Source organism: Phaeobacter sp. 11ANDIMAR09 (genome assembly GCF_001294455.1).
GTDB lineage: Bacteria > Pseudomonadota > Alphaproteobacteria > Rhodobacterales > Rhodobacteraceae > Pseudophaeobacter.
In genome coordinates, this window is the sequence record NZ_LIKT01000005.1 from 179,647 (window position 1) to 192,646 (window position 13,000).

Annotated in this window: 14 protein-coding genes; 12 read left to right on the forward strand and 2 right to left on the reverse strand. The window is 60.2% G+C overall.

What is annotated here, in order from left to right; all coding sequences use genetic code 11:
* Positions 1–31: 31 nt before the first annotated feature.
* Both recQ and AN476_RS06335 read right to left on the reverse strand, forming a co-directional pair.
* Entirely contained in the window at positions 32–2,104 is a 2,073-nt protein-coding gene (gene recQ, locus AN476_RS06330; RefSeq protein ID WP_054460136.1) for a DNA helicase RecQ, read from the reverse strand.
* Positions 2,105–2,262: 158 nt separating this feature from the next.
* Entirely contained in the window at positions 2,263–2,550 is a 288-nt protein-coding gene (locus tag AN476_RS06335; protein WP_054460137.1) for a YggT family protein, read from the reverse strand.
* A 132-nt stretch (positions 2,551–2,682) separates the two neighbouring features.
* On the opposite strand from AN476_RS06335, the gene AN476_RS06340 reads away from it, so the two are divergent.
* The 12 genes from AN476_RS06340 (at position 2,683) to AN476_RS06395 (ending at position 12,953) form a co-directional block, all read left to right on the forward strand.
* On the forward strand, positions 2,683–3,234 hold the full coding sequence (locus AN476_RS06340; protein WP_054460138.1) for an acyl-CoA thioesterase: 552 nt from the start codon (positions 2,683–2,685) through the stop codon (positions 3,232–3,234).
* A 54-nt stretch (positions 3,235–3,288) separates the two neighbouring features.
* Positions 3,289–4,653: an MFS transporter gene (locus AN476_RS06345; protein WP_054460139.1), complete on the forward strand. Its 1,365-nt coding sequence runs from the start codon at positions 3,289–3,291 to the stop codon at positions 4,651–4,653.
* The gene (mepA, locus tag AN476_RS06350; RefSeq protein ID WP_054460140.1) at positions 4,650–5,519 is read left to right on the forward strand and encodes a penicillin-insensitive murein endopeptidase; all 870 of its coding nucleotides are present in this window, start codon (positions 4,650–4,652) and stop codon (positions 5,517–5,519) included. The genes AN476_RS06345 and mepA overlap by 4 nt, the downstream gene beginning before the upstream one ends.
* A gap of 11 nt (positions 5,520–5,530) precedes the next feature.
* Entirely contained in the window at positions 5,531–6,439 is a 909-nt protein-coding gene (locus AN476_RS06355; protein ID WP_054460141.1) for an esterase-like activity of phytase family protein, read from the forward strand.
* A gap of 321 nt (positions 6,440–6,760) precedes the next feature.
* Positions 6,761–7,384, forward strand: coding sequence for a queuosine precursor transporter (locus AN476_RS06360; RefSeq protein WP_054460142.1), 624 nt, complete (start codon positions 6,761–6,763; stop codon positions 7,382–7,384).
* A 92-nt stretch (positions 7,385–7,476) separates the two neighbouring features.
* Positions 7,477–7,902, forward strand: a complete 426-nt coding sequence (arfB, locus tag AN476_RS06365) for an alternative ribosome rescue aminoacyl-tRNA hydrolase ArfB (RefSeq protein WP_054460143.1) — start codon at positions 7,477–7,479, stop codon at positions 7,900–7,902.
* A 62-nt stretch (positions 7,903–7,964) separates the two neighbouring features.
* The gene (locus tag AN476_RS06370) at positions 7,965–8,708 is read left to right on the forward strand and encodes an SDR family oxidoreductase (RefSeq protein ID WP_054460144.1); all 744 of its coding nucleotides are present in this window, start codon (positions 7,965–7,967) and stop codon (positions 8,706–8,708) included.
* Positions 8,705–9,058, forward strand: a complete 354-nt coding sequence (locus AN476_RS06375) for a cupin domain-containing protein (protein ID WP_054460145.1) — start codon at positions 8,705–8,707, stop codon at positions 9,056–9,058. Before AN476_RS06370 ends, AN476_RS06375 begins: the two co-directional genes overlap by 4 nt.
* Positions 9,059–9,217: 159 nt before the next feature.
* The gene (locus AN476_RS06380; RefSeq protein ID WP_054460146.1) at positions 9,218–10,249 is read left to right on the forward strand and encodes a P1 family peptidase; all 1,032 of its coding nucleotides are present in this window, start codon (positions 9,218–9,220) and stop codon (positions 10,247–10,249) included.
* A gap of 110 nt (positions 10,250–10,359) precedes the next feature.
* Positions 10,360–10,857 (forward strand): cytochrome c family protein, encoded by a 498-nt coding sequence (locus AN476_RS06385; RefSeq protein ID WP_054460147.1) that lies wholly within the window; start codon positions 10,360–10,362, stop codon positions 10,855–10,857.
* A 181-nt stretch (positions 10,858–11,038) separates the two neighbouring features.
* A complete protein-coding gene (gene idi / locus AN476_RS06390; RefSeq protein ID WP_054460148.1) occupies positions 11,039–11,581 on the forward strand; it encodes an isopentenyl-diphosphate Delta-isomerase in 543 nt (180 codons plus the stop codon).
* A 112-nt stretch (positions 11,582–11,693) separates the two neighbouring features.
* A complete protein-coding gene (locus tag AN476_RS06395) occupies positions 11,694–12,953 on the forward strand; it encodes a flavin-dependent oxidoreductase (RefSeq protein WP_054460149.1) in 1,260 nt (419 codons plus the stop codon).
* The last annotated feature ends 47 nt before the right edge of the window (positions 12,954–13,000 follow it).

Sequence of the window (13,000 nt, forward strand, 5' to 3'; positions counted from 1 at the left end):
TTTGTTTCCGATTTGTTTCCTTTTTCCAGACTTAATCAGTCTGGCGCAAAACGTCCAGAAAGGCGGGCAAGAATCTCTCTGCCCGGCGCTCGCCCAACAGCATTGTGATGCCGCGCGTATCCTCGACCCGCATCTGCGCCAGCTTTGCGAGCATGGCAGCCGGACAGCTGAGCGGTTTCAAAGTGCCGCAACTCCCCCGGATCAGCCCAGTCTGAGCCTCCATCAGGGCGTCATAGGTCGATCCCGCCCCAGCCCGTGTTGCCAGTTTGCGCCTCTGGGGGTGCAGCTGTTCCACCGCGCCGGTGATCACCTCAAGAAACTCATCACCGTAACGGTCCAGTTTTTTGGCGCCAACGCCCCCAATCCGAGCCATCTGATCCAGAGTTTCCGGGCGGGTTTCGGCCATCTCGATCAGGGTCTTGTCGTTGAACACCACATAGGCTGGCACTTTCTGCGCCTCTGCCAGGGCGCGGCGCTTGGCTTTCAGGGCCGACAGCAGTGGCGCATCTTCTTCGGAGACCAGCATCTTGACCGCCGGGCGGCGTTCGGCAGATTTGATAGTATCCCTGCGCAGGGAGATCTGCGCCTCTCCCTTCAGCACCGGCAGCGCTGCCTCTGTCATCCGCAGGGCACCATGGCGTTCGGGATCAGGGCGCACCAGATCATGACCCATCATCTGGCGAAACACTGCCTGCCACTGGCGTTTGCTGTATTCCTTACCACAACCAAAGACCGATAGTTCGTTATGACCCTTTTCGCGCACCCGGTCGGTCTCATTTCCATAGAGAACGTCGATCAGATGCCCAGCGCCATAGGTCTCATTGGTGCGCAAAATAGCCGAAAGCGCCTTGCGTACCGCCGTAGTGCCGTCAAAGACCTCCACCGGGCTATCGCAGAGATCACAATTGCCGCAGGGGTCCGAGTCTTCCTCGAAATAACCCAATAGGGTCTGGCGGCGACAGGTCAGCGCCTCGGCCAGACCCAGCAGCGCATTCAAACGCGCGTGATCTGCCGCACGACGTTCCGAGGGGGCCAGGCCTTCGTCGATCTGGCTGCGCCGCAACCGGATGTCATCAGATCCAAACAGGGTCAGGGTTTCCGCAGGGGCCCCGTCGCGACCCGCGCGGCCAATTTCCTGATAGTAGGATTCGATGGATTTGGGCAGATCAGCATGGGCCACCCAGCGGATGTCTGGCTTATCTATCCCCATACCAAAAGCCACGGTGGCCACCACAATCAGGCCATCCTCGCGGGCAAAGCGTGTTTCCACGTCGCGCCGATCCCCAGCCTCCATGCCACCGTGATAATGGCAGGCCGCGTGACCAGCGTCACGCAGGGCGCGGGCCAGGTCTTCGGTTTTGGCGCGGGTGCCGCAATAGACGATGCCTGACTGACCCTTGCGGGCTGCTGCAAACTCCAGGATCTGACGGCGCGGCCCGTCCTTGGCGGCAAAGGCCAGATGGATATTGGGCCGGTCAAACCCCCGCAGAAAGGCGCGCGGCGCATGACCATCAAACAGCTTGCGAATGATCTCTTCGCGGGTCTCTGAATCGGCGGTGGCGGTAAAGGCCGCCAGAGGCACATCCAGTGCCTGGCGCAGCTCGCCGATGCGCAGGTAGTCGGGGCGGAAATCATGGCCCCATTGGCTGACACAATGGGCCTCATCCACAGCGATCAGGCTGACATTGATGCGCTGCAACATGTTCAGCGTCGCCCCCGAAGCCAGCCGTTCCGGCGCCATGTACAAGAGCTTCAGCGCGCCGGATTCGATGGATTGCCAGACCGCTTCGGTCTCTTCTTCGGTATTGCCAGAGGTGAGCGCCCCCGCCGTGACCCCCACCGCCTGCAGCGCCCGCACCTGATCGCGCATCAGCGCAATCAGCGGCGAGATCACCACCGTGATGCCAGCCCGTTGCAGCGCGGGTAGCTGGAAGCACAGCGATTTTCCTCCGCCCGTGGGCATGATGGCCAAAACGTTTTCGCCGCGCGTTACCGCCTCAACGATCTCTTCCTGACCGGGGCGAAAGGCATCAAAGCCAAAAATCTCACGCAGCAGCGGAGCGGCGGTGCTCTCCGTCTCGGTGATCGCTGGCGCGGCTGTCATGGAGTGGGACCTCGTTGGGTGCGGCTGCTCTGATTTGAGCGCCACAATCCCACAGGTCGATTCGGGCGGCAAGAGCAAGGGGCAAAGCTTTACGCTTCGCCCCCTTGGTTTTATTCATATCATCCGCTGAAACAGCCCAAACCGGCCACCAGGGAGGCCTAGTAGAATGCGGCCATGTTGTTCTGGATGATAATGCGCAGGGCATAGACCGCGATCAGCACCACCAACGGCGCCAGATCAATGCCGCTCATATTGGGCATAATGCGGCGCACCGGCGCGTAAAGCGGCTCGAGAATACGCTGCAACATGTACCAGATCTGGCTCACCAGCTGCTGTTGCAGGTTCAGAACCTGGAAATTGATCAGCCAGCTCATGATCACATGAGCGATGATGAAGAACCAGACGATGTCCAGGATCAACAGCAGAATTTGGAGCAGCGAGAGCATCATGTACCTCTTTGGAATAACAGCCTTACAGGTAAGCAGCCTGTGGCATTTGTGCAAGCCTTCCGCGAGGTTGCGGTTGACCATTGGTTAATCGGTGGCAAGAGGGGCACAACTCGACAGGAGAAGCCGCAAATGTTCCCGATTTTCCGCCTGATCAAAGACCTGATGAAGGCGCGCCGCATGACCCCGCTGGGTCTGACCGAAACCCATGTCTCTCGGCATATCTGCTGGCCCTGGGATCTGGATATCTGGCTGGAGCTGAACAATGGCCGCGCCATGACGCTGTATGATCTGGGGCGCACCATGCAGGCCCAGCGGGTTGGGCTGATTGGTGCCCTGCGCCAAAACCGCTGGGGCATGACCGTCGCGGGTACCAGCGTGCGGTTCCGTCAACGCATCCGTGGCTTTGAACGCTTTGAAATGCGCAGCCGGGCGGCAGCCTGGGATGACAAATTCATCTACCTGGAACAGTCGATGTGGAAAAAGGACGGCACCTGCGCCAGCCATGTAATGCTGCGCACCGCGCTCACCGACAAAAACGGCATCGTGCCGCCCGCGCGGGTGCTCGAGGCCATGGGTCTGCAAGACACACCAACGCCGCCGATGCCGGACTGGATTGATGCCTGGCGCGCAGCAGACGCGCAACGTCCCTGGCCACCGATGCAAGAGCCCCTTGCCTCGTGACCTAAGTCCCTGTCTTATCGCAGATAACAAACAGCTGGGGACAGGCGGGAAAAGATGAGCAATATTTCAACGCGCAAGCGCATTTGGGGCTGGTGGTTCTTTGACTGGGCCAGCCAACCCTATCACACGCTGCTGGTGACCTTTGTCTTTGGCCCCTTCTTTGCCGCCGTCGCTGCAAATCACTATTTGGGGGAGGGCCTGGAGCCCGAAGCCGCCAAGGCCCAGGCCCAGACCATGTGGTCGATTGGCATGACCGCCACCGGGCTGATGATTGGGTTTGGAGCGCCCTTTATCGGCGCTCTGGCCGATATTTCCGGACGCAAACGCCCCTGGCTCATTGGCTTTTCGCTGATGTATATCCTGGGCGCCTGGGGGATCTGGTACTCGGACCCCGCCGGCAGCAACCTGTGGTGGATGCTGGTAACCTTTGGCTTTGGCTTCATTGGCGCGGAATTTGCATTGATCTTTGCCAATTCGCAGCTGCCCAGCCTCGGCAGCAAGGACGATGTCGGGGCGATCTCTGGCTCTGGCTTTGCCTTTGGCTATCTTGGCGGGGTGATTGCACTCTTCATTATGCTGTTGCTCTTTGTGGAACAGGGCACTGGAAAAACCCTGATCGGATTGGACCCAATCCTGGGACTGGAGGCTGCAACCCGAGAAGGCACCCGCGCGGTGGGGCCCTTTACGGCGTTGTGGTTCCTCGTCTTTATGGTGCCCTATTTCCTCTGGGTCAAAGACGATGCTGGCACCGGCACGCGCGGCACGCTTGGGCAGGCGGTCACTCTGGTGGTCACTTCGATCAAGGCGCTGCGGCACCGCTTCAGCCTGGCCAGTTATCTTGGCTCTTCGATGCTCTACCGCGATGCGCTCAATGGGCTTTATGGCTTTGGCGGCGTTTATGCCAGCCTGGTCCTGGACTGGGAGATCACCCAGATCGGTATCTTTGGCATCATCTCAGCAATTGCCGCTGCAGCCTTTAGCTGGGTTGGCGGCATGGCCGACAAACGCTTTGGCCCCAAACCCGTCATCGTGGCTGCCATCCTGGTGCTGACGCTGGTCTGCATCACCGTGGTGAACATGTCGCGTGAGGCGCTCTTTGGCATGCCTCTGGCTGCAGAATCCACACTGCCCGACGCCATCTTCTTTGGTTGCGGCATGCTGATCGGCGGCTTCGGCGGTATCTTGCAGGCCGCAAGCCGCAGCCTGATGGTACGCCATACCGATCCTGCAAAGGCGACTGAGAGCTTTGGGCTCTACGGTCTGTCGGGTCGCGCCACCGCCTTTTTGGCGCCTGGGCTGATTGGGCTTGCCACAACCGTGACAGGTAGCGCACGATTGGGTATCTCCCCGGTGATCTTCCTGTTTATCCTCGGGTTGATTGTGTTGCGTTGGGTCAAGGCAGAAGGAGACCAGGGTTGAGACTGCTATTTGCGAGTTTTTGTTTATTGATTGCCGGCTTGATCAGCGCCAGTGCTGCGACCCCGGCCAAGCAGCTTTTTGGCGCCAAGGGCAGCGCATCGCAGCAGACGCCGGCCGCCTTTGGTTCCTATGCCAAGGGCTGTGTCGCCGGGGCCGTGCAACTGCCGGAAACCGGCCCGACCTGGCAGGCCATGCGGCTGAGCCGAAATCGCAACTGGGGCCACCCTGAAACCATCAGCTTTATCGAAAAGCTAAGCCAGGTCGCGGCCCGCCAACCCGGCTGGGACGGGCTATACATTGGGGACATCAGCCAACCCCGGGGCGGACCAATGCTGTCGGGGCACCGTAGCCATCAGGTGGGCCTGGATATCGACATCTGGATGCGCCCGGCGGATCGGTTGAACTACAGCCGCGCCCAGCGCGAGAAGATCTCGTCGATCTCGATGCGGCGCAACAACGGCGCCTTTGTAAATTCCGACTGGACCCGCGCCCATCACGAGATCATCAAGGCAGCCGCGCAGGACAAACGGGTGGCACGTATCTTTGTCTTTCCCGGCGCCAAAGTGCAGATGTGCAAGGACGCCAAGGGCGACCGGCGCTGGCTGCGCAAGATCCGCCCCTGGTGGGGGCATCACTACCATTTCCATGTGCGCCTTGCCTGCCCCAAGGGATCGCAGGGCTGCGTCAATCAGGATCGCCCCCCTCGTGGGGACGGCTGCGATGCGGCCCAGAAATGGGTCGATGACATCCTGAGCCCACCCCCGCCAAAGCCTGCAGATCCCAATGCGCCAGCTCCAAAGCCCCGCCGGGAGTACACCCTGTCGGATCTGCCCCGGCAGTGCTCTGCCGTCTTGCAATCAAACTGAGCCTGAACACCATGAAGCGTAGAAAACTGATCGGTGGCCTTGTTCTGGCCTCCGGCCTCATTGCGGCGGCAGCAGGCTTTGCTGCGGCCCAACTGGACCGGTTGGAAAACGCCGCCCAGTTTACAGGCAGCTACACCTGGCGAGCGACCCCCGATTGGTTCGGGGGGTTCTCCGGGCTTGAGCTCTCAGCGGATGGATCGCAACTGGTTGTCCTAAGCGACCGCGCCCATGTGGCCCGGGCATATATCCACCGGCAAGACGGTGAGATTTCAGAGATTTCCCTGCGCAGTGCCCAGCATCTGCGCTCTTCCAAGGGGCGACAGCTCCTGGGACGGATCATGGACAGCGAAGGCCTGGCCCTGGCACCCGGTGGCTCGCTGTTTATCTCCTTTGAAGGCCTGGCCCGCGTGGTGCATCACCAAACCGAGGCCAGCCGTGCCCGCGTGCTGCCGCGTCCCCATGATTTTCGCGGTTTACCCCTGAACAAATCGCTCGAGGCCCTCGCTATTGATCCCCAGGGGCGGCTGTATACCCTACCGGAAAACGCACTGAATGCCGAAGGAGAGATCCCGGTCTGGCGCTGGAATGGCGCACGCTGGAGCCAGCCTTTCACCCTGCCCCGGCGGGGTGGCTTTCTGCCCGTGGGTGCCGATTTTGGCCCCGACGGGCGGTTTTACCTGCTGGAGCGCAACTTTGTCTTTATCGGTTTCCGCAGCCGTTTGCGCCGCTGGGACATCACCGATCAGGGCGCGACAAACGAAGTGACCCTATTGGAAAGCAGCACCGGCGTGCATGACAACCTCGAAGGGCTATCCGTCTGGCGCGATGCCACGGGAACCCTGCGTGCCACCATGGTGTCTGACGACAATTTCAAATCCCTGCAACGCACGGAAGTGGTCGAATACACACTGCCGGAATAAGGGAAAGACACTTTCACTCTGCGTCACAGATATTGCAGATACTGGCCCTGCTAACCTTTAGTGCCCAAACATGTCAGCCGTCCTCGGCTTCTCTACCTGCCGCAACCGCACCGCGCGGCAGCGCGGTGCCGGACCCAACGGGAGAGACACATTCTTTGAATGTGGCGATCCGGGCGGGAGCCCCACCTTTCGCAGCTCCGCTGGGTTCTTCGATGCTTCAAAACACTTGCCAAGTGTCTCCAACACGGCTAGGTGAGCGCGTCTTCCGCACAAGATGCGGAACAAGTCGCCGCGACCTTGTATAAAAAACGGAACTGAAAAATGAATCGTTATTACCTACCTGGCATTCTTGCCATGGCTGCCGTTGTGGTGGCCTCCAATATCCTGGTGCAATTCCTCTTTGGCCAATGGCTGACCTGGGGCGCCTTTACCTATCCTATCGCCTTTCTCATCACTGATGTGATGAACCGCGTCTATGGTGCCGGACCTGCCCGCCGCGTGGTTTTTGTCGGCTTTGTGGTGGGCGTCATCTGCTCGCTCATCGGCACCCAGATTATGGGTGAATTTGGCCCGCTGGTCACCCTGCGCATCGCAATTGGCTCTGGCCTCGCCTTCCTCACCGCTCAGCTGCTCGACGTGTCGATCTTTGCCGCCCTGCGGACCGGCAAATGGTGGCGTGCGCCGCTGGCCTCCACCCTGGTGGGCTCCTCGGTGGATACGGCCATCTTCTTTACCGTGGCCTTTTCCGGCGCGCTCACCTGGATTGAACCCGGCAATGACGTCTCCTGGGCCACCGAAATGCTGCCGCTCTTGGGCGCAGGCCCTATGGCACCGCTCTGGGTCTCGCTGGCGGTGGCCGACTGGATGGTAAAACTCTCGCTGGCCCTGCTGGCCCTGGTGCCCTTCCGCATGATCGTCAGCCACCTGACGGCCAAGCCCGCCTAAGCACCCACAGCAATACAACAGTCTTGGCAAAAGGCCGTGGTCCAGCGGACTGCGGCCTTTTCCATTTGCGCCAGCCGCGCTACATGCGGCCCATGCTCCATATCACCAACGATATCGCACTCCAGGACTGGGAACTCTCCGAAAGCTTCATGCGCGCCTCGGGCCCCGGCGGGCAGAACGTCAACAAGGTGGCCACCGCCGTCGAGCTGCGGTTCGAGGCCGCCCGCTCCCCATCGCTCACCCCGGCAGTGAAATCCCGCCTCAAACGGCTGGCGGGGCGACGCTGGACCAAAGAGGGCGCGATTCTGATGCAATGCGACGAAACCCGCTCGCAGCTGCGCAACCGCGAGCTGGTGCGCGAACGGCTAGCCGAGCTGATCCGCAAGGCCCTGGTCGCCCCAAAACGTCGTATAGCGACCAAACCAACCCGCGGCTCCGTCAAACGACGACTGGAGAGCAAAAAGCAGCGCAGCAGCCTCAAATCAACGCGAGGAAAAATCACTCCCGAAGGCTCCTAGCGATTGCACCTCGCCACAGGCTTGGTCATGTTTGCTGCAATTGGATTTTGAGGGAGAGCATTATGCGGCTTGCAGGAAAATGCGCGATTGTAACCGGCGGCGCCTCTGGCTTTGGGCTTGGCATCGTTGATAAATTTCTAGCCGAAGGGGCAAGGGTGATGATCGCCGACATCAACGGCGACGGCGCGAGCACCTTGGCAGAGGACCGGGGAGAGGCCATTGCCCAACAGGTTGATGTCGGCAATGCCGCTTCGGTCACTGCCATGGCGGAGACCGCGATAACCGCCTTTGGCCAGGTCGACATATTGATCAACAACGCCGGCGTGACCCATCTGCCTACCCCGCTGGACGAGGTGAGCGAAGAGGATTTTGACCGGGTCTTCAACGTCAACATGAAGTCGGTCTATCTGACCGCGCGCGCTTTGGTGCCACATATGAAAGCACATGGCAGCGGCGCCATTCTCAACGTGGCCTCCACCGCCGGTGTCTCGCCACGGCCCAATCTGAACTGGTACAATGCCTCCAAGGGCTGGATGATCACCGCAACCAAGGCCATGGCGGTCGAGCTGGCCCCCAAGGGCATTCGCGTCAATGCCATCAACCCGGTGGCCGGAGAAACCCCGCTGCTGAAATCCTTTATGGGAGAGGACACACCAGAGGTGCGCGCCAAGTTTCTGTCGACCATCCCCATCGGACGCTTCTCCACCCCTCAGGACATGGGCAATGCCGCCTGTTTTCTGTGTTCGGACGAGGCCAGCATGGTGACCGGTGTCGCCATGGAAGTCGACGGGGGGCGCTGCATATGAAAACGATCAATCTGGCCGAGAAACTGGCGCTGTTTGACAGCCATTGGGACCCAAAGGTGGTGGCCGACTACAATGACAACGACATCATGGTGGTCAAATTTCAGGGCGAATTCCCGTTTCATCTGCACGAAGATACCGATGATTTCTTCCTAGTACTTGAAGGCGAGATGTTGATGGATATCAAGGGCGAAGCCTCGCATCCGGTCTCAGCTGGCGAGCTCTTTGTGGTGCCCAAGGGAATCACCCATCGTCCGCGTGCTGCGCAGGAATGCAAAGTTCTGCTGATCGAGCCCAAGGGCGAGCCGAACTCAGGCGATCCCACCACCGCGGCCGCAAAGAACCGGATCTAACACTCTGTCTTCCGGGAACATGGGGGTTCGGCGCAACCTGTTTGCGCCGGATCAAAGACCCAGCCGGAATCACGCCTAAAAGGGAGGGGCAATTTGCCCCGCCGCGCGCTTTGGAACAGGAGATCCACAGATGATCCCAACCTCTATGAAACCGGCCCGATGAAACCAGGGCCTAAAAACCTCATCACTGATGTGCCGGGCCTCTTGGTCGGCAATGCAAGTGATGCCCTGCTGAAATCCGGCAGCACCGTCTTGTTGGCGGCAGAGCCGCTGACGGCTTCGGTACATGTCATGGGGGGCGCACCGGGGACCCGCGAGACGGATCTGCTGGCGCCGGATAAATCCGTGGCCAAGATTGATGCGCTGGTGCTCTCGGGGGGCTCGGCCTTTGGGTTGGATGCCTGTTCCGGCGTTGTCGATGGGCTGCGCGCCGAGGGACGCGGTTTTGCCCTGGGGCCTGCGCTCATTCCTCTGGTGCCTGGTGCTATCCTGTTTGACCTGCTCAATGGCGGCGACAAAGGGTGGGACGACAATCCCTATCGCGCCCTCGGCCGCGCCGCGTTTGAAGCGGCTTCTGATGACTTTGCCCTTGGCAGCCATGGTGCGGGCACCGGCGCGCTCACGGCGATGCTAAAGGGCGGGCTTGGCTCTGCCTCCTTTGTGCTGGAAAGCGGCGTGACCGTTGGTGCCCTAGTGGCCGCCAATCCCATGGGCAGCGTCACTACGCCCGGGGACCGCCATTTCTGGGCCGCGCCTTTTGAAGTCGATGGTGAATTTGGCGGCGTTGGACCTGACAGCGCTGTGGGCTTGGGACGCAACCTCGAGAGCCGCAAAATGCAGTCCATGCGCGCCCTTGCCGCTGGTGAAGAGCTGCCCGCGGAGCGCGGTAATACCACTATTGCTATTGTCGCCACCGATGCCGACCTGAGCAAAGCAGAATGCCAGCGCATAGCCACAGCCGCCCATGACGGTATTGGTCGCGCCACTGTCCCGGCGCATGCACCGGGGGATGGCGATCTGGTTTTTGCCGCCAGCACCAATGCCCGTCAGCTGGCGAACCCTGAGGCGGAACTGGCCCATATCGGCCATGCTGCCGCTCTGTGTCTGAGCCGTGCCATTGCCCGTGCCGTCTATAGTGCCACACCAGAAGACACTGACCTTCTGCCCTGTTGGAGCAACCACCCCATCTAAACCCCCGGCGCGACTGCGCCACAGAGCCTCATGCGGCGGATTCACCCGTTGACACTCCCTGCCAACAAGCGCCGTATTCGAACCAGCCAACTCAAAACCGGAGCAAGCATATGAAACCTGTCCTGACTGCAGCCCTTCTTAGCCTTTTGGCGGCCCCTGCCTTTGCAGAAGGCGATGCCGCAAAAGGCGAAAAAGCCTTTAACAAATGCAAATCCTGTCACGCCGTGGTCACTGACACTGGCGAAAAGATCATCAAAGGCGGCAAGACTGGCCCAAATCTCTGGGGTGTTGTTGGCCGGACAGCTGGCACCTATGAAGGCTTCAGATATGGCAAGGATCTGGTTGCTGCCGGCGAAGGTGGCCTGGTTTGGGATCTCGAGAGCTTCACCGCCTATACCCAAGATCCCCGTGGCTTCCTGCGTGAGCATCTGGACAACAGCAAAGCCAAGTCCAAAATGTCCTTCAAGCTGAAAAAAGGCGCTGAAGACATCTATGCCTTCCTGGCGCAGTTCAGCCCCGCCGCGGAAGAACCGGCAGAGGAGGCCGCGACAGAGGCAACAGATGAGGCCGCGGCAACTGAGACAAGCGAACAGCCCGCCTCCGAATAAACGCTCCCAACGGCCCCTCTCTTTGCCCGCAGCGCCGAGGCAAAGAGGGTCGGCTGCCTGAAACTTGAGCATTAAAGGCCGTGACCTGAGGGGCGCGGCCTTTCGCGTAGTTGCTTTGTCGCGCAACCCGCGCTAGCCATTGCGGGCTGCGCAAGAGTGGCAAAACGATCATGGATTCAGAATGCCCCATATGATCCCGGCCTGGGTGAACGGCGAACTGACACCGGTAGAAAAGCTCCTGGCGCATGAACAGGGGTTGAAGCACAAGGCTGTCTCGGTGTTTGTCGTCAAGGGCGTCAAGATTCTGATGCAGCGCCGTGCTTTGGGAAAGTATCACACCCCAGGTCTTTGGGCCAATACCTGCTGCACCCACCCCATGTGGGAGGAATCTTCTTCGGCCTGCGCGGTCCGGCGGATGAAAGAAGAACTAGGGCTCAGCGGGCTCTATCCTGAGTTCCGCCATCAGCTGGAATACCGGGCAGATGTGGGTCATGGCATGATCGAGCACGAGGTCGTCGACGTGTTTCTCGCCCATGCCCATCGCCCTCTCACCCCCGTGGCCAACCCAGATGAAGTGATGGAAACCCGCTGGATGGACTATCACGATCTTCTGGCCGAAGTGCAGCGCCACCCTGAGCGCTTCACCCCATGGCTAAAGATCTATCTGCACAAATACGCCGACATCATCTTTGGCCCCGACCTGATCATCGCCTCCAAAACCTGACGGCAAGCCTACTCTCCTTCGCGCTAAATACCCCCTCAAGCGGGTTGTTTTCTCTTGCCTTACAGGCAGGCTCTGTGGTTCTGTCCGGGTGAAAATAGGGGGTATACATATCATGTCAGTTCTTATTGCAGGCGGTGGTATCGCCGGGCTCAGTCTTGGTCTGACATTGCACCAGATCGGTGTTCCCTTTCATATCTACGAATCCGCTGCGCACCTGCGCCCAATGGGGGTGGGCATCAACCTGCAGCCAAATGCCGTGCGGGAGCTCTTTGACCTCGGGCTGGAGGCCGAGTTGGAGCAGATCGGCATCCGTACCCAGCAGCTGGGGTTCTATTCCAAATTCGGTAAAACCATCTGGGAAGAGCCGCGCGGCATGGAGGCCGGATATGCCTGGCCCCAATATTCAGTGCATCGCGGTGCCCTGCAGATGATGCTGTATCAGGCACTGGTTTCCCGGGCAGGTGGCGACTGTATCACCACAGGTGCGCGCGCCCTAGGGTTTGAACAAACTGCTGGCGGCGCAGATCTGTTGCTGGCAGATGGCTCCCGCAAGAGCGGCACATTGGTTGTGGCGGCGGATGGTATTCACTCAGCCCTGCGCGCGCAGATGTACCCGGATGAGGGCGCGCCGATCTGGAATGGTCGGATCCTGTGGCGTGCTACCACCAAAGGCATGCCCTGGAAGGGGGAGGCTTCCATGGCGATGATCGGTCACGACAGCCTGCGTATGGTGGCCTATCCGATCACCCGCCCTGGTTCTGACGGGTTGGCAACCCTCAACTGGATTGCTGAAAAGAGCTTTGACCCTTCTGCGCCCTGGAAGAAAGAGGATTGGAACCGCGCCGCCGACATCAACGATTTCATCGGCGACTTCGAGGACTGGAAATTTGACTGGATCGATGTGCCCGGCCTCATCCGTGGTGCAGAGGTGGTTTATGAATACCCCATGGTGGATCGCGACCCGCTGCCGCAATGGGGCTTTGGTGCTGTGACTCTGATGGGCGATGCGGCCCACCCAACCTATCCGGTTGGCTCGAACGGGGCCAGCCAAGCCATTATTGACGCGCGGGTTATTGGCGCAAAGCTCCTGTCCCATGGTGTCACCCCGGCTGCGCTTGCGGATTATGAGGCAGAGGTGCGCCCGATTGCCACCGGAATTGGCCAGACCAACCGCGCAGGCAAAGGCCCAGACGCCGTGCTGCAGCAGGTTGAGGATCTCTGTGGTGGGGACTTTGTCAGTATTGATGATGTCATCCCAAGCGCCGATCTCGCAGACCATGCTGAGCGTTACAAGTCCATCGCGGGGTTTTCCATTGAGGCGCTCAATGCCCGCCCGGCAAAAATCAAAGCCGGTGCAAGAGTGATCCGCTAAGGGGGGGGGCTCTCGCCCGTCATCAGGCCCTTTGGGCCCTCTTCCCG

Bases quoted from the DNA above. Each gene is read 5' to 3' on its own strand.
- recQ (WP_054460136.1), bottom strand. From the start codon at position 2,104: ATGACAGCCGCGCCAGCGATCACCGAGACGGAGAGCACCGCCGCTCCG.
- AN476_RS06335 (WP_054460137.1), bottom strand. From the start codon at position 2,550: ATGCTCTCGCTGCTCCAAATTCTGCTGTTGATCCTGGACATCGTCTGG.
- AN476_RS06340 (WP_054460138.1), top strand. From the start codon at position 2,683: ATGTTCCCGATTTTCCGCCTGATCAAAGACCTGATGAAGGCGCGCCGC.
- AN476_RS06345 (WP_054460139.1), top strand. From the start codon at position 3,289: ATGAGCAATATTTCAACGCGCAAGCGCATTTGGGGCTGGTGGTTCTTT.
- AN476_RS06355 (WP_054460141.1), top strand. From the start codon at position 5,531: ATGAAGCGTAGAAAACTGATCGGTGGCCTTGTTCTGGCCTCCGGCCTC.
- AN476_RS06360 (WP_054460142.1), top strand. From the start codon at position 6,761: ATGAATCGTTATTACCTACCTGGCATTCTTGCCATGGCTGCCGTTGTG.
- arfB (WP_054460143.1), top strand. From the start codon at position 7,477: ATGCTCCATATCACCAACGATATCGCACTCCAGGACTGGGAACTCTCC.
- AN476_RS06370 (WP_054460144.1), top strand. From the start codon at position 7,965: ATGCGGCTTGCAGGAAAATGCGCGATTGTAACCGGCGGCGCCTCTGGC.
- AN476_RS06375 (WP_054460145.1), top strand. From the start codon at position 8,705: ATGAAAACGATCAATCTGGCCGAGAAACTGGCGCTGTTTGACAGCCAT.
- AN476_RS06380 (WP_054460146.1), top strand. From the start codon at position 9,218: ATGAAACCAGGGCCTAAAAACCTCATCACTGATGTGCCGGGCCTCTTG.
- AN476_RS06385 (WP_054460147.1), top strand. From the start codon at position 10,360: ATGAAACCTGTCCTGACTGCAGCCCTTCTTAGCCTTTTGGCGGCCCCT.
- idi (WP_054460148.1), top strand. From the start codon at position 11,039: ATGCCCCATATGATCCCGGCCTGGGTGAACGGCGAACTGACACCGGTA.
- AN476_RS06395 (WP_054460149.1), top strand. From the start codon at position 11,694: ATGTCAGTTCTTATTGCAGGCGGTGGTATCGCCGGGCTCAGTCTTGGT.